The organism is Thalassoroseus sp. (assembly GCF_984380535.1).
In genome coordinates this window covers 110,079-129,587 of sequence record NZ_CFHRBF010000014.1, presented here as the reverse complement: position 1 = coordinate 129,587, position 19,509 = coordinate 110,079, and the positions used below count along the sequence as shown (strand labels likewise).

Below are 19,509 nucleotides of genomic sequence, written 5' to 3'. Positions count from 1 at the left end.
TATACCATAGGGAACGTATCGGCGGGTTCCGATGAATTGTCGCCGACGTGTTTCTTGCTCTTCGGAGTGGAATCAAAAGGACACTTGCCATGCTCCGCATTGATGCTGGTCGAACGGATTCGTACTGCGATGGTTGGAATCGCCGGAGTTTCTTGCAAGTCGGCTTAGCCGGTCTCGGTTCGCTGTCGTTGCCGAACCTGTTGCGGGCGAAGGAAGCCAGTGGGAATCGAAAAGATACCTCATTGATTCTCTTGTGGCTCGACGGCGGTCCGAGTCACATGGACATGTACGATATGAAACCGGAAGCTCCGGCGGAGTATCGCGGCATTTGGAACCCGATTCGCACGAACGTCTCCGGGTTCGACATCACCGAGATGTTCCCCAAGCAGGCACATGTCGCCGACAAGTTTTCCATCGTGCGTTCGCTGCATCACGATAATGGCGACCACTTCACCGGCGGGCATTGGATGCTGACCGGACGCGACGGAGCCAGTGGAGCCGACACCGCCGGTAAGTATCCGTTCTTCGGTTCGATCATCAGCAAAATGCGGGGGCCAAAACAGCCCGGCGTGCCCGCGAACGTAGCGATTCCCTACGCCATGAGCATTGGCATCCGCCCCGGTTACTTCGGCGGCAACTATCTCGGCGTGCAACACGATCCGTTCCAAACCCAGAGCGATCCGAACCGCCCGAAATTCCAGGTGCAGAATCTCAACATTCCCAATGGAATCACCGTCGATCGGCTCGGCGACCGTCGGCATTTGTTGGCTCAGTTCGACGGCTTGCGTCGGGAAACCGACCGCAGCGGTATGATGGATGCGATGGACCGCTTCGAGCAAAACGCGTTCGAAATGGTCACCGGTCCCGCAGCACGGAAGGCGTTCGATATCGATTCCGAAGACCCGCGTCTCCGTGACAAGTACGGCCGCAACACCTGGGGACAAAGCACGCTGCTCGCACGACGGTTAGTCGAAGCCGGTTCCACGGTCGTCTCCTGCCACTTCGGCGGTTGGGATCACCACTGGAACCTGCAAGCCGGTTACGAGAACTATCTGCCTCGGATTGATGCGCTCGTGTCAGCGTTGTTCGACGACTTGTCGACGCGGGGCATGCTCGATTCGACACTGGTGATGCTATGTGGCGAGTTCAGCCGGACGCCTCGGATGAATGACGGCAGCGGCAACGGTACCCCCGGACGCGATCACTGGGGCAACTCGATGTTCTGCCTCCTCGGTGGCGGTGGAATTCAAGGCGGACGCTTGGTCGGTTCGACCGACCGACTCGGTGCCGCCCCGCAAGACAACCCGAAACGCCCCGGCGACATCCATCACACCATCTTCCATGCTCTCGGCGTCGATCCCAACTTGTCATTCAACAACCACGCCGGCCGCCCGATCCCCGCGATCGACCACGGCAGCGTGATCAAGGAGTTGTTCTAATCAAACGTAGGGTGCATCGTGACGCACGACGATTCCGCACTGAAACGCGGTACGTCGTGTACAATTGCGAATTTGTGAGATCGCAAGGAACACAAACTATTACCAGTAAAGAAGTTGTGTGTCACTGCGAGCTTGCCTAGCAGTTCAAGTGACCAGCCATCCGGGAGTCGCTAACAACACTTCTGGACAAGCCAGCAGTGACACCCATAAACGCTAACGAATGGGAAATCGTGTCACGACGCCCCCTACGGCTACTGTTTCTAAGGCGCGCTCGCATGGAATCTTTGCTGCAGTTTTGGATGCTGCCGGTTGTCGTCGGTGTGTTCTTGGTTGTCCACGTCATCATTGCACTGGTGAGCGGTCAGCATGGTTATGCACCCGGTTGGCAACTTCGCTGCACCTCCTGCAATGCCACCCGTGATGCCAGTGAAGCTGGCGTCGTCCGCATCGGAGCCGCCTCCGTCGGCAAACGCACGCTGGGGTACTGTCGTTACTGTCAAGGTCTTCAAATGATCGCCATCGAACGCAGTACCACTGACGGTTAGCCGGAACTTGGTTTAATGGATGTGCTGCGTGTAGTCCCAGATCCGCGGATCCCCTCGCTGGATTTCTTCGCCATAGATGCGAACGCTGGCAATATGTGGTGGTAGCAGTGCACGCTTACGACGTTGTTGCAGTTCGCCGATGAGCATGTCCTCGATTGATGCGCCAGAGAACATAAAACAATCATGGATCAAACTATCTGAGAAACAACGGCCTTCGGAATCCATGTAAAGTTCTGCATGCCAATTGTGTTCCTCTGCAATGCCGACCAGAGTTGTCTCAAGTCGATCTGCCCAGAGTTGAATGTGACCAAACGTCCGAGAAAAAGAGCGAAATGTAAATTCCCGAATCGGCTCATCATCGAGTGGGCAATTGCGTTCGAGTAGGGTGATGCCGCCGAAGTTCTCCAGTACGTCGTAAGTCGGATGATCACGTGGAATGGAATCTGGAACCGCCGCTCGGTAATGCGGCGTCCAATCACATTCGAGAAACCATTCGCGGACTTCATATGGCAGTTCGAACACGGCTGTCTTCGTTGGGCGTTAGAGACACGAGGTCAGTCCGAACGAGTATCTTCCGTTTCTTCAACCGGATCAATCAAAATTGTGCGTCGGTTCGATGTGTCGCTACAACTCTTCCAAGACGTGATGCGACCGGTTTTGGGATCGGTCGTGACACGTGTGTAATAAGTTACGGTCATGGTCGTTCGGAAGTCGCGGCCGGACGAGACGCCTTCCTCATAGCTACCCTGACCAAGGTGCCACTCGCGATCGCTAATTCGCTCAAACGGTTGCTGTTTGTGCGTGAAGTGGCGTCCACTAATGTCACAGAACGCGTGCCACACGAGTTCGGCATCGCGATTGGTCTGTATCTTGATTTGGTGGTTGAGTAGCAATTCGGCAAAGGTATCGTTGTTGCCGTGAAGTGACGAGCGATGCACGACGTTACCGTTCTCATCGCAAGCCATTGTCACTCCGAATCCCATAGCCAGTCCATGAGATCGTTCTGGTGCTGCAGGGTTTGGTCGTTCATCGTACCCGACCCGTGCGAAGCGAAGTTCCGGGAAAAGTTTTCCGGCCGCTGGTGAATACACATGATGCCATGGACTAAAGTGCGCAAAAGCGTAACCACCAACGCGATATCTTTGCTCGGTGGAATCTTGATACGCTTTCAAAGCTGGATACATGTCATGAGACTCAGCGACAGGAATTTGCACTCCGTACTGAAACTGCAGGTGAATCACCATGAGTCCCACGATCGTGCTATTCATGTCTGAGTCCTTTCATCTCAAACCGCGAGTTCCGGCTCTGGTCCCTGGTCTCTTGCCCTTTGCCAAAATCAGACCTGATAGAACTCGCGGTACCACTCGACGAAGTTTTTGATGCCGGTTTCGATGGGGGTGCTGGGGCGGAAGTCGACGTCTCTGGCGAGGTCGTCGATGTCGGCGAAGGTGGCGGGGACGTCGCCGGGTTGCATCGGCATCATGTTCTTCTCGGCTTTTTTCCCGAGACAGTCTTCGAGCGTCGCGATGACGTGCATTAACTCCACCGGCTGATTATTGCCGATGTTGTAGACGTAATACGGTGCCCGACTGCTCGCCGGGTCCGGGGCGTCACCGGACCAATCGGGATTTCCGGTCGGGATGCGTTCGGAGATCCGTCGCACACCTTCGACGATGTCGTCCACATACGTAAAGTCGCGTCGCATTTGGCCGTGATTGAACACGTTGATCGGCTTGCCCGCAAGGATCGCCTTTGTGAACAGGAACATCGCCATGTCCGGCCGACCCCACGGTCCGTATACCGTGAAGAACCGCAAACCCGTCGTGGGCAAACCGTAGAGATGGCTGTAACAGTGAGCCATCAGTTCGTTGGATTTTTTCGTGGCGGCGTACAGACTCAGCGGGTGGTCGACATTGTGATGGATCGAGAACGGCATCTCGGTGTTCGCGCCGTACACGGAACTGCTCGACGCATACGTGAGATGCTTCACACCATGATGTCGACAGCCTTCAAGAATGTTCACAAAGCCGACGAGGTTGGCATCGACGTAGGCATGCGGGTTCTCAATCGAATATCGCACGCCGGCTTGAGCAGCGAGGTTCACGACGACATCGAATTGCTCGTCCGCGAATAACTGTGTGAGCGGTTCGCGGTCGGCGAGGTCCATTTTGACGAAGCGAAAGTTCTCACGGTCTTTGAGTCGATCGAGTCGAGCGTGCTTGAGACTGACATCGTAATAATCGTTGATGTTGTCCAGTCCGACGACCGTTTTGCCGGTTTCGAGCAGTCGCAAACTCAGTTGAGAACCAATGAACCCCGCGGCTCCGGTCACAAGATATTTTTCAGCAGCCATCGTTCCGCACTCTCCCTAGTGAACACTCGCAGTTTCGATGGCGAGTAGACCGAATCTCCTGCTCGAGTGCAATGCTGGTTTGGCGTTCGGGTAGCACGTTTGCACTTTGATTGATGAATGCCGTACCATTTTTCCAGATTCATTCGTAGGAACCCACACACTCCTAAGATTCTCTGGAGAGACAATTCATGCATTCATTTTCTCCGCGTCTCGGTCGCTGGCTGCGTGATGCAGCGTTGGCCGGTGCGTTTTTCGGTTTGGCGATTTCGTCGGCGTCTGCCGTTGAACCGGTTTTCAAAAGCAAAGTGATTAACGAGTCGACACCCGGTCACGCGGTGAAAATCGATATCGACCTGAATAACGCCAAGAACTTGTATTTGGTGGTGACGGACGGCGGCGATGGGTACTCTTGCGATTGGGCCGACTGGGGCAACCCACGCGTCACGCTGGCCGATGGTGAGGAAATCAAGCTTACCGAACTGAAATGGAAATCGGCGAAAACCGGTTGGGGGAACGTCAACGTCGGCAAGAATGCCGAAGGGCGACCGCTAAAGGTTTTGGGAGTGTATTTGGAAGACGGCATCGGCACGCATGCGAATTCCGTTATTCACTACGAATTGCCGAAACCGGCGAAGAAGTTCCAAGCCACCGGTGCTCTGGACAACGGCGGCACCGACCAAGGTGGAATCACGAGTGTGCAGTTCCTCGTCTACACCGAAAAACCGCCGCAACGTGTGTTGGCCTCAACCGCGAATTCCAGCGGCGGGGATTTGCCTCCGGGTGAAGCACTCGACGGGTTGGATGTTGCTGACGATCTGACTGCCACCGTGTTCGCGCACGAACCGATGTTGCTCAGCCCGTCGAATATCGACATCGATCATCTCGGCCGCGTGTGGGTTTGCGAAGTCGTGAACTATCGCCAGTTTCGCAACAACGACACCCCCGAGCGGAAAGAAGGCGACCGGATTCTGATTCTCGAAGACACCGACGGCGATGGAAAAGCCGACGAGTCGACCACCTTCTACCAAGGTCGCGACATTGATTCCGCTCATGGCGTATGTGTGCTCGGGAACCAAGTGATTGTGTCCGCCGGGGACAGCGTGTTCGTGCTGACCGATGACGATGGCGACTCGAAAGCCGACCGCAAAGATGTGTTGTTCACCAAAATTGACGGCACACAACACGACCACGGGATTCACTCGTTTCTCTTCGGGCCCGATGGGAAATTGTACTTCAACTTTGGAAATGCCGGGCGACGCATTCACGACAAAGACGGCAAAGTCTTAGTCGACATGAGCGGCCGAGAAGTCCACGACCATCGCAAACCGTATCAGGAAGGAATGGTCTTCCGTTGCAATCTTGATGGGAGCGAATTTGAAACGCTCGGCTGGAACTTCCGCAACAATTGGGAGTTGGCTGTCGACAGTTTCGGCAACATTTGGCAGAGCGATAACGACGACGACGGCAACCGCGGCGTGCGGATTAACTTCGTCATGGAGTTCGGCAACTATGGCTACAAAGACGAATTCACCGGAGCCGGTTGGCGGGATGAACGCACCGGTTGGAGTGAGGAAATTCCCAAACGTCATTGGCATTTGAACGACCCCGGCGTGGTGCCGAACTTGTTGCAAACCGGAGCGGGTTCGCCCACGGGCATCTGTGTGTACGAAGGCGATTTGCTGCCGAAGCGGTATCAGGGAGAAATCATTCACTGTGACGCCGGTCCGAATGTGGTGCGGGCGTATCCCGCGAAAGTCGATGGTGCCGGTTACACGGCCGACATCATTCCGATGCTCACCGGCACACGGGACAAGTGGTTCCGTCCCTCGGATGTGTGTGTGGCTCCCGACGGTTCGTTGATTGTCGCGGACTGGTACGACCCTGGCGTCGGCGGGCACCGCATGGCTGATATTCAAAAAGGCCGCTTGTTCCGCCTGACTCCGAAGGAAATGGAATACAAGTCGCCGAAGTTTGACTTCGAAAGTCTCGATGGTGCGATCGAAGCGTTGCAAAGCCCGAACATGGCGGCTCGGTATCTCGCTTGGACTTCCCTCCACAAGATGGGAACGAAGGCCGAGAAGGCGTTGACGGAATTGCTTCGAAACAAAGATCCGCGGATGCAAGCCCGGGCGTTGTGGTTGCTATCGAAGATCGAAGGACGCGGCTACTTCCATGCGGCAAATTCGTTGGATCATCCCGATCCGAACATCCGTATTGTCGCCCTGCGAGCCATTCGTGAGATGGTGCCAGACATGGAGCGATATGTATCCGAACCGCCGCGAGAGTATCTCAGCGAACATGGTCCCGAAGGTTTGCTGGCCAAAGTGGTGGAAGGTTTGAGTCGCGACCCGTCGCCCGCTGTTCGACGTGAATCCGCCATTGCTTTGCGAGGCAACGAGACAGAAAAAGCCGCTGAAGTGTGGGCCGATCTGGCAAGCCAATACGACGGCAACGATCGTTGGTACCTTGAAGCCCTCGGGATCGGAGCGGAGGGGCAATGGGATCGGTTCTTTGAAACCTGGCTGAAAACCGATGCCGTCAGCAAGTCACCCGGACTCTCGCAAGCCGAGAAAGACATCATCTGGCGAAGTCGATCCGCGAGTGCCTTGCCGTTGTTGGCGACCGCGATTCTCGCTGAAGACACATCCGACAGCGAACGGTTGAAATACTTCCGTGCGTTTGATTTCCACCGTGACCCCGCCGAGCGGGAGTTGAAAACCGATACGCTCTTGGGATTGCTTGCCGGCAATCATGCGGATCAAACGCAGATCGCGGCATTGTCGTTGAAACATCTCGGCGGACTGTCCGGGCAACAACGCGAGAAGTTGCTGCCGATGTTGAACGAAGTCGTTGCGAAGATCGAAGACCCCGAACGTGTGGTCGCGTTGACCAAGCAATTCGGATTGTCGCAGCAGTATCCGCGACTCTTACAAATCGCACGCGAGAACCCCGCGGATCAGGCCGGTGTCGAAGCCATGCGAGCGCTCTTGGATGCGGAGCAAAACGAACTATTGGAGAAAGCACTCGCGAGTTCTGATGCACCGCAAGCGACTGCAATCGCGACGGCTTTGGGATATTCGAACAACGGCCGGGCGGTGAAGTTGCTGACCCAAACGATGAATGACAAGAAGGCCGCACTTGCGGTTCGTCGAGCGGCAGTCTCCGGGCTGACGCAGTTCAAAGGTGGAGCCGAACGGATCGTGGAACTGGCGAAAGCTGGAAATCTCGATCAGAAACTGACCGCTGCCGCTGCCGCCGGGTTGCACGCCTCGCAGTTTCCGCATGTGAAACGTGCCGCCGAGGAGCTCTTCCCGCTACCGCCGACGAAGAACAACAAACCGCTCCCGCCCATCGAGCAACTCGTCTCCCGTCGCGGCGACGCCAAACGCGGACGGGTGCTGTTCAACACGGAAGCCACATGTGTGAAGTGCCACATCGTCAACGGCGTCGGTAAAGAGGTCGGGCCGAATCTTTCCGAGATCGGCAAGAAGCTCAGTCGACAAGCAATGTACCAATCGGTGTTGTTCCCGTCCGCCGGGATCAGTCACAACTACGAGTCGTACACGCTCTTGATGACGGACGGTACGCAGGTCACCGGGTTGAAGACGAGTGAAACCGAAGATTCGGTTTCGATTAAAGATATCAACGCACTCACGCGGACTTACAGCAAGGACGATGTCGAGTTCATGAAGAAGAACGAAGTGTCGCTGATGCCCGCCGATTTACAGAAAGTCATGACGGAACAAGACCTCGTCGATGTTGTCGAATACATGACAACACTCACCGAGGCCAAGGACTTTCAAGCCGAGTAACGCAGCGAAATCGTCTTTTTGACGACCACACTGAGGTCATCCATCAGAACCGGTCGGGCGTGCGGCTCGATCGGTTTTTTCGTTGGCTTTCTTGGACGCAAGCGGAATGATGTTCCGGGTGGCGTCGCTGCTTTGACGTTGCTCGGTTTGAGCACGATACAAGTTGCGATACACCGGGCATGTCTCGATGAGCGATTCGTGGGAACCATAGGCGATCAGGTGGCCTTGGTCCATGACCGCGATCTTGTCGACAAAATCGAGAATGCTTTGGCTGACCGAGTGCGTAATCATGAACACGGTGCGGCCTTCCGCGAACTCCCGCAGAGCGGCATGAATTTGTTTTTCGCTTTGAGCGTCGACGGCCGAAGTGGCTTCGTCGAGAATCAAAATCGTTGGGTCTCGGAGGATCGCTCGGGCCAACGCAATACGTTGGCGTTGACCGCCAGAGAACCGACCACCTTTTTCGCCCACACAGGTTTCAAAACCATCGGGCAGTTCATTGATGAAGTCGAAAGCGTGCGCTTGTTTCGCGGCGGTGATGACTTCGTCTCGGTTGGCACTGGGACGACCGTAGCGAATGTTTTCGTAAATCGTTTCGTCGAACAGCAGCGTTTCTTGTGTGACGACGCTGATTTGATCTCGAAGCGATGCCAATCGCACGTCACGAATGTCGATGCCATCAATGAGTACCGCACCGTGATCGGGGTCATAGTATCGCGGCAACAAATTCACCAATGTGCTTTTGCCGGACCCATTTTCGCCGACGACAACAACGACATCCCCCGCCGTCACTCGCAAGTCGACATCCTTGAGTACTGGCGGTCGGATCGCGGCTTCGTCATTGCAATAGTAACTGAAGGTGACGTCCGAGAAGTGAATTTCGCGGGTATGGCGAGGGGCTTTTTGAGCCTTCGGCGATTGCTTGACGAGCGTTTTTTGATCCATCAAGTGGAACACGCGATCGGCAGCGGCAGTCGAGCGTTTCAGTTTGGCGTAGACTGTCGACAGTTTCCGAATCGGATCGAGAGTCCCGGCGAGTAACACATAGAGCAGGGTGAGTTGAGCCATGTCCATCGGTTCGGACGCGAGGTTAACGCCCCAAATCGATTTGGTTTCCCGCATCACCAGATACGCACCAGGCAACAAGGCAATGAATACCGCGAACAACCCCATGATTTCCGTCGTCGGACTCGTCAGGGCGTCAAAATGGACGAGTTTCATCGCTTTGCGGTAATACTCTTTGTTCTCTCGATGGAACCGAGCGCGGTGCTTGTGTCCGCCGTTGAATGCGATCACGACTTTCAGCGAATCGAAGGTCTCTTCCAACGTTTTATAGAGCTTGGACATGCTCTCCATCATCTTTTTACTGGCGACTTTCAGTTTGCGACCGATGCGGTAAAACACCAGCCCGACCAGCGGAACGAACAGCATGGAGATCAGCGTAAGACGCCAGTTCACGAGGAACGCGAAGACGATACAGCCCATGGCTTTGAGCGGTTCGCGAATGACTTTCCCGCCGAGTAGGGTCAGTCCTTGCGTGAGCACGTTCATGTCGTACGTGAATCGCGACATCAAATCGCTCGTGCCGTTGTGGGACAGGGTTTGATAGTCGAGGTGCAGCACTTTGCGTAAGCAATCTTTGCGAATGCTCATTGCGGTGAGTTGCACGATGCTACCGACTAGAACTTCCTGCACAACGATAAAGATGCTTTTCAAGACCGTTGCAAACAAAACCACCCCTAACAGCATCGCGAGCATGGCGAATTGATCGTTCGGCAGCCATGGCAGAACCGAGGTCTTCAGCCAGTTCATCAAAAGCGCTGTTCGCGATGCTTCGCTGGCAAGCGCCTGCTGTTTCGCTTGTTCGCGGAGAAGTTCCACTTGTTCGGGCGAACTTGCGGCGTTCGCTGGGAGATTGGCGATGAGCTTGTCGATGTGCGCAACGCGACGCTGACGTTCGTCCAATTCGGCATTGGCCTCGGCAATGTTGGTTTCGACGTACTCGGTCAAACTTTGCTGTTGCAGCAGAAGTTTGACTAACGGAAACGCGGCCGAAAGATTCAAGCTCCACAGCACCGCCACCAGGAACGCAAACAACACGGAAAGCGCGATTTTTCCTCGGTGGGGGATGACGTAAGCCAAGATTCGGGTGGCACTGCTCACAGGTCGTTTTTCCCGAAAGACTAAGGGATTTTTGAGTGGACGAGGAAGCGAAAAGGGGATTCCTCAGGTCGGTTCGCGCGGAATTAGAGTCAAATTGCCAAGATGCGTCTAGAGCGATTCGACAGGGCAGCGGATGATTGCCTCTTCCCCTGGATTGCGTTTCCGGCTAGATTTCCGTTTGGTTGGTTGCAGTGTGAAACATTTACGGATTTGGCTTCATTCGCCACTTGAGAAAAGGAATTCCCGATGCCGAACAACCCCATCATGATTGGCGGTTCGCCGTGCGGACCGGGGCATCCATTGTTGTTCATCGCCGGTCCCTGTGTGATCGAGAGCGAAGAAATGATCCTCGAGACGGCGGGGCATCTGGCGGAATTGGCCAGTCAGATGGAAGTGCCGTTGGTCTTCAAAGCCAGTTTCGACAAAGCCAACCGGACGAGCATTCACAGTTTCCGCGGACCAGGTCTGGAACGCGGCATGGAAATCCTTGGCAAGGTGAAAGAAAAGTTCGGTCTGCCGGTAACGACCGACATTCACGAAGCCAGTCAGTGTGAAGCGGTGGCAGCGGTTTGTGATGTGCTTCAGATTCCCGCGTTTCTGGCTCGGCAAACCGATCTCGTTTCGGCGGCTGCGGAAGCGACGGCCAAGCGTGGCGGTGTTGTCAACGTCAAGAAGCCACAGTTCGTGGCTCCGGAAGACATGGTGCACGTCGTTCGCAAGACCGAAGAAAGCGGGAACTCGAACATCATGCTGACTGAACGTGGCACCACGTTCGGTTATGGGCGGTTGGTCAACGACATGCAGTGCATTCCCACGATGCACGAACTTGGCACGCCGGTTTGCTTCGATGCCACACATAGTGTGCAACGACCGGGCGGCAAAACAACCGGTGGAAATCGCGAGATGGTGTTTCCGCTGGCTCGTGCCGCTGTTGCGTGTGGTTGTGATGCTGTCTTCTTCGAGACGCACCCCAACCCTGACGAAGCCAAGAGCGATGGCCCGAACCAAGTCTTCCTGAAAGACGCCGCCCGCTTAATCGGGCAGCTTCGGCAAGTTCGCCGGCTCATGCTGGAATTCGAAGCCGCCAGCTAGAGAACCGGTGTCATGGCACGATGAGTCGGATTCGAACCCTGGGGCAAAACGGAAACCACGGCTCACAGAGCCGTGGCACACCGATGACTTCGTGACTTGCGACCGCCTAAAACTCTTCTTCCTGGATCGCGTCGGCTTCAATGGCCTCTTGGACGGGGGCAAAGCGTGCCCGTCGTTGCACCATACTGAAGTAGCTGAAGCCCAAAAACATAGGCATCTGTCGGGCGACCGTTGCCATGCCGGGAATCGGTAATGCGGACTCCGAATGCCAGATGACGCCGTTTTTGGTTCGTACGGCGTATGATCGGGCATCTTGCAAGTACGGCAGAAACGCTGCGGCAGACGGCCAGGAAAATGTGTCGATCGGAACGCCTTCGCGTTGGATTTCCGAAAACACGAGCTGGGAAATGTACGGGGCCACCGACAGGAACGCTCGCGCTGCTCCTTCCGATTTCGCATATCCCAGACTCAACACCTCGCCCGAATGGTCAGCGAGTCGTTTCTCGATTGTGCTCGCCAAGCTCCGCGTCTTATTCGAGGTACGCAGATGAGCTTTGATGGCTTGCGGATTGAGCGAAACCACGATGTGAGAATCCGTCAAGCAGAACGCTGGTGCGAAGGGAACGTCATCACCGACCGTGTTGATGAAGTGCACATCCTTCCCAAGAAATTCATGTTTTGTGAGGTACACGCCGCGGCCCCAACGCCCCGCTTGGGTTTGGCCGGGAACAGCGAGTTGCAACACCTCCATGAGCCGCTTGAAGACTTTCTCGGCCTTGGCTTTGTCTTGCACGTCGACTGTGAGAACGGGGCTCGTGAAGAGCAATCCACCGCCTGCGGGGGAACTGTGAATACTCCACACCTGACCGATCGCCGGGAAGATATCGTCCTCAAACGATAGTTCCAATTCGGTTTCCAGCTGTTTCAACGTGCCGTTGAGGGCGTCCAAAGCGACTGGATCTGCATCCCCAACGACCGTTTGCAGTTCCGCAAGGACTTTAGGCCAATCGACAGACCATGCTTGATAGAAATCCGCATCGGCGGGGATGTGGCCGAAGTCTTTGGCCGTCAATGCCCGACCACCAAGAACCGCTAACAATCGAGTGGTTTCGCCTCCGGTGACAACCGCACCTTTTTGTGTGATGCGTCCATCCACCACGCCGACGGCTTGCGCGAAAGTGCCGATATTCTCCAGGCCGAGAATCTTGGCCATCTGCGTGTAAACCATGCCGGATTGGCCAGCACTTTCGACCTGCTGCTTCAAGAGTCCGCCCAGATCCATCCAAACGACATTCGCCAAACGTTCCATGCCGATCTTCTTCATGGCCGCTTGGAACTTGGGATTGTCCGCGATGGATTTCGTATCGTTATCAACTTTGTCGTCCAAGGCGGCGACGGCCCGGTCAATCGTTCCGGCACCCCAACCGAGGATGAAATAGTTCTCGTGCCGATGCAGCGTAAGTTCGGCTCCCGGAAGCGGAACGGGAAACGTTTGATGGTCCAAACCAGGTTTTTGCAACAAACCGGGCATCATTCCCAGCAAGGATTCAATGGTCTTGCCGAATGCGTCGGCTTTCTCTTTGCCGGGGTTGATGATCACGGTGGCACGATATGTGGTTGCCATCATGATGCCCGGTGGCATGCCGAGTGGAATTTCAGGGGGATTCTCCGCCAATTCCGCGGCCTTCTCGGCGTCCATCTCCACGTAGAAGCAGCCGGAACTCCCGAGTAGTGATAGATACATTTCGGGAACGGACTTGGCAAACGTCTCCGTGAGTCCGGCGGGGTCGTTGGCGAACATGGTCCGTGTGGCTTCGAGCACGGAATCCGCGAACAGCTTCACTTCCGGGTCGGCTACGAAACCGTCGATGCCCGCTCCGCCTTCGGTTCCCTCGCCGCGGGGACTCCATTCATTGTAGAGAAACACGTTCTCAGGGGCGGCTTGCACGTAGTGGATGTCACGTTCACCCGGAGGCAAGCCGAGTATCCCGCCGCCGCCGAAGAACCCGGATAAAATAAGGAGGAAGTTCATTTCCACCAAACCGACTGAAGCCATTTGTCTCATCCTCGCTGACTGCTGACATACGTAAGTTTGCCCCGATGGTATCGAATTGATCAGGGAAAAACCATCGCCGCAATCGACGCTCGCCACGTCCCGGAAGTGATTGACATTGACAGGTTTGGCGGTCCTCAGTATCACGCCTGCCGATTCGCTGGTTGCATCGGAGACCTGGCATGCTGTTCAGTTCAAGCATCTTTCTACATCTGTTTCTCCCCATTTTGCTGGTGGCTTATTTCGTGTCGCCGCGAATGTTGCGGAACGGATTGCTGCTGTCCGCAAGCCTGCTGTTCTATGCTTGGGGCGAACCCAGCCTGATCGTCTTGATGCTTGGCTCGGCGGCCTTGAACTACATGATTGGTCGTTGGATTCAAGAAACCCAAGACACCCCGAAATGTCGTTGGATTCTGACGGCGGGAATCGTGGCGAACTTGGCGTTCCTCGGCTATTTCAAGTACGCCGTGCTGATAGTGGAAAGCCTGAGTTCTTTGTCGGTGGCGTTCGGCGGACCCGGTCTACAGGTGCCTGAAATTGCATTGCCGATCGGAATTTCGTTCTACACCTTTCAAGCGATGGCCTATCTGATTGACGTCTATCGCAAGGAAGTTCCAGCCGATCAGAACTTTGTAAACGTGGCTCTTTATATTGCCTTGTTCCCGCAGTTGATCGCTGGGCCGATCGTGCGATACACACAGATCGCCGACGACTTACACGGTCGTCGCGAAACACTCGATGGGTTTGCCGATGGCGTGCAGCGGTTCGTATTCGGACTGGGCAAGAAGTTACTCATCGCGAATTCACTCGCCGCCGTCGCCGATCCGATTTTCGATTTGCCAAATTCGCAACTGACGATGTCTGTCGCCTGGTTGGGGATGGTGTGTTACACGCTGCAAATCTACTTCGACTTCTCTGGCTACTCGGATATGGCAATCGGGCTAGGGCGGATGTTCGGGTTCTCGTTCCCTGAGAACTTTCGATATCCTTATGTCGCTCAGTCGGTCACGGAATTCTGGCGACGGTGGCATTTGTCACTTTCGACGTGGTTTCGCGATTACCTTTACATCCCGCTTGGCGGCAACCGGTGTTCGGCCTGGCGGAACTCACTGAACTTGCTGATCGTGTTTCTCCTTTGTGGATTGTGGCACGGGGCGAGTTGGACGTTCGTCGTGTGGGGTGTGTACCACGGTTTGTTCCTCATGGTCGAACGACAAGGGCTCGGCGATGCGTTGGCCAAACTCTGGCGACCGTTGCGACATGTCTATTTGTTGTTCGCAGTGATCGGCGGATGGGTGTTGTTCCGGGCGGATAGCTTCGGACACGCCACCGCGATCTATCGAGCCATGCTCGGTTTACACGGTTGGAACGGAATGGAATACCCTTGGCAACTGTATCTCGATTCCGGCGTGGCATTGGCGTTGGTAGCAGGGATTGTTGGAAGTTTGCCGATCTTGCCCTGGTTGCGGGAACGACTCACGACGACCGAATCGGAAGCACCTTCGCTCCAAGTTCCCCGCATGGCCTTCACTGGTTTGTTGGCAGCCGTTCAGTTGGTGTTGCTTGCGGCGGTTCTGATTGCGTCCTCCGCAGTGTTAGCCGCCGGAACCCATAACCCGTTCATCTATTTTCGCTTCTAAAAATCCTTGGCACACACCCTGGATTTTCAATCAAAACGAAGCTACTAGCCTGTCGTCCGAGACTGACATGACTGCACTCCCCACTTCGCGATTGTTCGCACCTCAAACCGCGCGGACGGCGTATTCGACCCTGATTGCAGTCATGTTTCTGGGTTTACTCGGAGCACCGTTGTTAGGTGTGTTCCAAGACGGAACGGAAGACGCAATCCGCAAAAACGAGAACCGGCATCCCGCGAAGTTTCCGACTGTTGAATGGCGAGAAAAGGGGCCGATTCTTTGGCCATCGAAACGGAGCATCAATGGATTTCCCCGTTCGTTTGAACGCTGGTTCAATGACCATCGTGGATTTCGTGGGCCGTTGTTAGGGCTTTACAATCTCGCTCGTACGAACGGCTTGGTGAGTGAAAGTCTCGGTCAGATGATGACCGGTGAAGCCGACCGCGTGCCTGTCATCATTGGTCGCGAAGGGTGGTTGTATTGCACGAGCGATCGCCTCATCGACGATTTCCGCGGCACCCATCCGTTTACCGAAGACGGGCTCGATCGCTGGAAGAATGTGTTACTCGAACGGCAAGCGTGGTTGGCCGAGCGGGGCATTCCGTACATTGTGGTGTTCGCACCGAACAAAAACGCCATCTACCCGGAGTACATGCCCCGTGCGATTCATTCGGTCACGGATATCTGCCGACTCGATCAGCTCAAGACTCATTTGGAAGGTTCCGGGCTGGAAATCGTCGATCTGCGAGACGCGGTCACGGCGATGAAGTCGACGGCTCGAACGTACCATCGCACCGATACCCACTGGAACGATGTCGGTGCGTTCGCTGGTTATCAGGAAGTGATGCGAGCGGTGTCTCGCCATCTGCCAGGGGATTCCGCCTGGACGATCGACGATTTCGAAATTCAAACCGAGCACGTCGGCAACAAGGATCTCGCTCGTATGCTGCAATCGCCGGTGCCGTACATCGAAGAGGACATTCGCCTCGTTCCGACGCGTCCGCGACACGCTACCTGTGAAGTGCTCGAAGGTTCGCCGAAGTCGATCCGATCATCGAATTCGTCAGCCGACCGCCCGAACATCGTGATGGTCCACGATTCCTTCATGACTGCGTTGGCACCGTTCTTGAACGAACATTTCGAAGCCGTTCAGTACGAATGGCAGTCGGAGTTTCCCAAGGACGTCATCGAACGCGAACGCCCCGCACTCGTCATTCACGAATACGTGCAACGTCGCCTGATGGATCACAAACCGACCTCCGGCGTGAGCGAATAAGATTCGGACGGCCACGTTTTCGACAACGCCTTAATCGTTTAACGATGGTTGCGGATGGCTTCGATCAATTCGCGTTTGCTCATTTGACTGCGACCCGGCAGGTCCATTTGTTTCGCTTGGTTGTATAGTTCGCGTTTGGTTCGTTCTTCTAACTGCGAATTGGGATTCCCCGTGCCGGATGTGGATTTGTTGGGCGTTCGCCCCTCTTTCCGCCGGGTCTTGTTGACGGTTCGGGCGGCAATCTCTTCGGCTTTGTCCTTGGATTTTCCTTGTTCCTGCACACTGTCTTTGATGTGCTCGTATTGACGTTCGTCTTTCTTTGACCAGGCGGATGGCATGAGTGGTTTCTCCAAGAGCGACAAGAACAAACCAAGCAACCGAATCGGTCGCTTGGTTCAAATTATCTGGAACTCTTGTGAGACGGGATCCGTGAATCCTGGTTTCTGACCCAGGGAAACCCCCGACGGTATTTTGCCGGCATCGAGAAACGTGAACACTCTAGAACGGCACGTCGATCGCCATTCCGGCGGCAGGTTCGGTCGGGTGAAAGTAGGGCCGGAGTTGAATGCGACCGTCTCCGTACAACCGAGTGGCGGCCACACTTTTTCCAACCGCCCAACCGAGAAAGGCACCGAAGACGATGTCGGATAGGTCGTGATCGCGTTCGTCGATTCGGCTCCAACTCACCAAACCGGCAAGCGTATAGATCGGGGCTGCCGTCGCGAAGCCGTGGAATTCATCCGTCACGGCGGCCAACGTGAACATACTGGCTGCATGATACGACGGAAACCCGAAGCGGCCGTCGTTCCAGTCGTCACTAGGCCGATCGGTATCGGTGATCAGTTTCAAACTCAGGACGCTGATACTCGTTAGCGTGTAAGCACTGATCAGCGTTGTCGCACACTGGTGAAGTTCGGCGTCTTGCTCTTTGATACTCCAACCGTACAAACCGAGCAACGCTGGCACATGATATTGGGCGTGGCCGAAGTACCCGATCATATGGCTTGTGTGTCCCCAACGTTTCGGATGTTCCGCCGTGTAGTCGCGGACGTCGTCGTCCCAGTTCTGATGGATCGCAATCGCCCCTGCTGTCGCCGCTCCGACGAGTGCCGCGTTCTGCCAATCTGCCATGCCGGCGGCATCACCACCCAAACGACCGAGAAAGTCGTGCAAATCCTGGCGGAACGAAATCGGCTGTGTCGCCAAACCTGTCGAAGTTCCGCAGGGGACTTCGACAGTTGCACAAGAAAGATCACCGGAAGTCTCCGTTGAACACGCAATCGTGTCTGACACACACGGTGGACTTAGAGAAGGTTCGAGCGGCTCGGAGGGTTTCGGGGCGGAATCGTATTCAAACACTCCCGGCGAGCACGCGATGTGCTGAGTGTTCCGACAACCGCTTGTGAACACCAGGGCAACTAATAGACCGAGAGTCCACTTGGTCCGAAACTGTGAACCCAGAAAGCCCCGGATATGGAGAACTCGATGGGATGGAGACTCAGTGGTCATAATCACATGGTCGGCTGATTGGAAAGTTGGATCGATCTTCGGGAACCTGGGTCCCTTATCGTCATCCTGCATCCGCTAAAATCAGACTTCCAATCAAAATCCGAACGGGCGACCGAGTCGGAAAAGTTGATGTGGCTTGCCTACTTTGTGGTTTCGGCTGTTTCTTAACATTCTCGCGGCTGGTTTCGATTCCGACACGGAGGTATCATCGGACCAAACTCGTGGACATATTCTTGACTTGGAACGGGACCGCACGTGACACCGGACACCAGCTCGATTCGCCGTCTTGAGGAAAACATCGCTAGTGTACTGCTTGGGAAACCAGACCCAATTCGTCTCACACTTGTCGCTTTGTTTGGCGGCGGGCATGTGTTGATTGAAGACGCTCCCGGCGTGGGGAAAACCTCGCTGGCGAAGTCGGTCGCGAAGAGTTTGGATTGCTCGTTCAACCGGTTGCAATTCACGCCGGACATGTTGCCGAGTGATATCCTCGGGTCCAGCATTTTTATGCAGAACTTGGGCGAGTTTGAATTCCGCAAAGGCCCAATCTTCACGAACGTGCTGCTTGCCGACGAGATCAACCGCACGACGCCGCGAACACAAAGTGCGTTATTGGAAGCGATGAGCGAAGGACAAGTCTCCGTCGAAGGACAAACATGGACGCTAAATCCGCCGTTCTTCGTTGTCGCCACGCAAAATCCGTTCGAATTTGAAGGCACATATCCGCTGCCGGAGAACCAGCTCGACCGCTTTATGATTTGCACGGGCATCGGCTACCCCGAGCGACAACACGAATTGGAAGTGCTGAACAGTCACCGCAAAGGTGAAGCCGTCGATACCTTGCAACCCGCGATGACTGGCGACGAACTCGGACGACTCCAAGCAAAGGTGCGGGAGGTGCGTGTCGATGATGCCATCGGCGAATACATTCTCGACATCGTCCACGCCACCCGAGATCACGACATGCTGCAACTCGGCGTCAGCACGCGAGGTGCACTGACGTTGTATCGGGCGGTACAAAGTCTGGCGATGATCGAAGGCCGCGATTTCGCGATTCCCGACGACGTCAAAACCCTTGCTGAACCGGTCCTCGCTCACCGGGTCGTCTGCGGCGGACTCGTCCAAGAAAACCAACGCGACCGAGCCGGTCAGGTGATTCGGCAAATCCTGGAAGAGACGCGAATCCCGTGATGGGCGGATGATGATGTGATGAGGTCTGGGGTAATCATGTGATTCAGATAGCCGCTGCCGAACTCGTATTATCGGTCATATGGGCTTGTAGCAGCCGTGCGAGTCTCAGTAGCAATGTTGTCATCGCAAGTTACCATGCAGCTATCGGCGGGGTGATCGTCGCGGCACTGTTGTTCGACCGTTTGGTCCACCACCAGAAAGGTTGGGCGTTTCCGATAGCGTACTGTTTAATGCTGATTCATCCGGCATGGACGATCAGCGCGATCACCGGCGACTGCGGTAAGTGGAAACGAGACGCATCCTACTGGGTGACAGGCATCCTCACCGCCTTGCTGATCTGGCAATTCGCGCGGGTTCAGTTGCAATCTAGGCGAGATGCAAACACGCACAAGTCGACGCGTCAGGCCAATTTCCCGCCGTTAGAATAGGTCTTCAGCCA

Annotated in this window: 15 protein-coding genes; 8 read left to right on the top strand and 7 right to left on the bottom strand. The window is 55.4% G+C overall.

Annotated elements, in window-relative coordinates; all coding sequences use genetic code 11:
• Positions 1 to 89 precede the first annotated feature (89 nt).
• Positions 90 to 1,439 carry a DUF1501 domain-containing protein gene (locus tag AC5DDB_RS19710; RefSeq protein WP_491741473.1) on the top strand — a complete coding sequence of 450 codons (1,350 nt, stop codon included), beginning with the start codon at positions 90 to 92 and terminating at the stop codon, positions 1,437 to 1,439.
• A 275-nt stretch (positions 1,440 to 1,714) separates the two neighbouring features.
• Positions 1,715 to 1,984, top strand: coding sequence for a hypothetical protein (locus tag AC5DDB_RS19705; protein ID WP_491741472.1), 270 nt, complete (start codon positions 1,715 to 1,717; stop codon positions 1,982 to 1,984).
• A 12-nt stretch (positions 1,985 to 1,996) separates the two neighbouring features.
• Here AC5DDB_RS19705 and AC5DDB_RS19700 read toward each other — a convergent pair whose 3' ends face one another.
• The 3 genes from AC5DDB_RS19700 to AC5DDB_RS19690 form a co-directional block, all read right to left on the bottom strand.
• The gene (locus AC5DDB_RS19700) at positions 1,997 to 2,506 is read right to left on the bottom strand and encodes an SUKH-3 domain-containing protein (RefSeq protein ID WP_491741471.1); all 510 of its coding nucleotides are present in this window, start codon (positions 2,504 to 2,506) and stop codon (positions 1,997 to 1,999) included.
• A 32-nt stretch (positions 2,507 to 2,538) separates the two neighbouring features.
• Positions 2,539 to 3,252, bottom strand: coding sequence for a hypothetical protein (locus tag AC5DDB_RS19695; RefSeq protein ID WP_491741470.1), 714 nt, complete (start codon positions 3,250 to 3,252; stop codon positions 2,539 to 2,541).
• A gap of 68 nt (positions 3,253 to 3,320) precedes the next feature.
• Positions 3,321 to 4,337 carry an NAD-dependent epimerase gene (locus tag AC5DDB_RS19690; RefSeq protein WP_491741469.1) on the bottom strand — a complete coding sequence of 339 codons (1,017 nt, stop codon included), beginning with the start codon at positions 4,335 to 4,337 and terminating at the stop codon, positions 3,321 to 3,323.
• Positions 4,338 to 4,525: 188 nt separating this feature from the next.
• Between AC5DDB_RS19690 and AC5DDB_RS19685 the strand changes: the two genes are divergently transcribed.
• Positions 4,526 to 8,149: a PVC-type heme-binding CxxCH protein gene (locus AC5DDB_RS19685; RefSeq protein WP_491741468.1), complete on the top strand. Its 3,624-nt coding sequence runs from the start codon at positions 4,526 to 4,528 to the stop codon at positions 8,147 to 8,149.
• Positions 8,150 to 8,185: 36 nt separating this feature from the next.
• Here the strand turns inward: AC5DDB_RS19685 and AC5DDB_RS19680 are convergent, their stop codons facing one another.
• Positions 8,186 to 10,312, bottom strand: a complete 2,127-nt coding sequence (locus AC5DDB_RS19680) for an ABC transporter ATP-binding protein (protein ID WP_491741467.1) — start codon at positions 10,310 to 10,312, stop codon at positions 8,186 to 8,188.
• 246 nt (positions 10,313 to 10,558) lie between these two features.
• Between AC5DDB_RS19680 and kdsA the strand changes: the two genes are divergently transcribed.
• Positions 10,559 to 11,404 carry a 3-deoxy-8-phosphooctulonate synthase gene (gene kdsA, locus AC5DDB_RS19675; RefSeq protein ID WP_491741466.1) on the top strand — a complete coding sequence of 282 codons (846 nt, stop codon included), beginning with the start codon at positions 10,559 to 10,561 and terminating at the stop codon, positions 11,402 to 11,404.
• Between the two features lie 106 nt (positions 11,405 to 11,510).
• Here kdsA and AC5DDB_RS19670 read toward each other — a convergent pair whose 3' ends face one another.
• Positions 11,511 to 13,460, bottom strand: coding sequence for a hypothetical protein (locus AC5DDB_RS19670; protein ID WP_491741465.1), 1,950 nt, complete (start codon positions 13,458 to 13,460; stop codon positions 11,511 to 11,513).
• A gap of 179 nt (positions 13,461 to 13,639) precedes the next feature.
• Between AC5DDB_RS19670 and AC5DDB_RS19665 the strand changes: the two genes are divergently transcribed.
• Positions 13,640 to 15,097: an MBOAT family O-acyltransferase gene (locus AC5DDB_RS19665; RefSeq protein ID WP_491741464.1), complete on the top strand. Its 1,458-nt coding sequence runs from the start codon at positions 13,640 to 13,642 to the stop codon at positions 15,095 to 15,097.
• A 67-nt stretch (positions 15,098 to 15,164) separates the two neighbouring features.
• A complete protein-coding gene (locus AC5DDB_RS19660) occupies positions 15,165 to 16,370 on the top strand; it encodes an alginate O-acetyltransferase AlgX-related protein (RefSeq protein ID WP_491741463.1) in 1,206 nt (401 codons plus the stop codon).
• 38 nt (positions 16,371 to 16,408) lie between these two features.
• Here the strand turns inward: AC5DDB_RS19660 and AC5DDB_RS19655 are convergent, their stop codons facing one another.
• The gene (locus AC5DDB_RS19655; protein ID WP_491741462.1) at positions 16,409 to 16,708 is read right to left on the bottom strand and encodes a Rho termination factor N-terminal domain-containing protein; all 300 of its coding nucleotides are present in this window, start codon (positions 16,706 to 16,708) and stop codon (positions 16,409 to 16,411) included.
• 160 nt (positions 16,709 to 16,868) lie between these two features.
• Complete coding sequence (locus tag AC5DDB_RS19650) at positions 16,869 to 17,576, bottom strand: phosphatase PAP2 family protein (protein WP_491741461.1); 708 nt, start codon at positions 17,574 to 17,576, stop codon at positions 16,869 to 16,871.
• Between the two features lie 558 nt (positions 17,577 to 18,134).
• On the opposite strand from AC5DDB_RS19650, the gene AC5DDB_RS19645 reads away from it, so the two are divergent.
• Together AC5DDB_RS19645 and AC5DDB_RS19640 are read left to right on the top strand one after the other, a co-directional pair.
• Positions 18,135 to 19,070 (top strand): AAA family ATPase, encoded by a 936-nt coding sequence (locus AC5DDB_RS19645; RefSeq protein WP_491741460.1) that lies wholly within the window; start codon positions 18,135 to 18,137, stop codon positions 19,068 to 19,070.
• 38 nt (positions 19,071 to 19,108) lie between these two features.
• Positions 19,109 to 19,498 (top strand): hypothetical protein, encoded by a 390-nt coding sequence (locus AC5DDB_RS19640; protein ID WP_491741459.1) that lies wholly within the window; start codon positions 19,109 to 19,111, stop codon positions 19,496 to 19,498.
• The last annotated feature ends 11 nt before the right edge of the window (positions 19,499 to 19,509 follow it).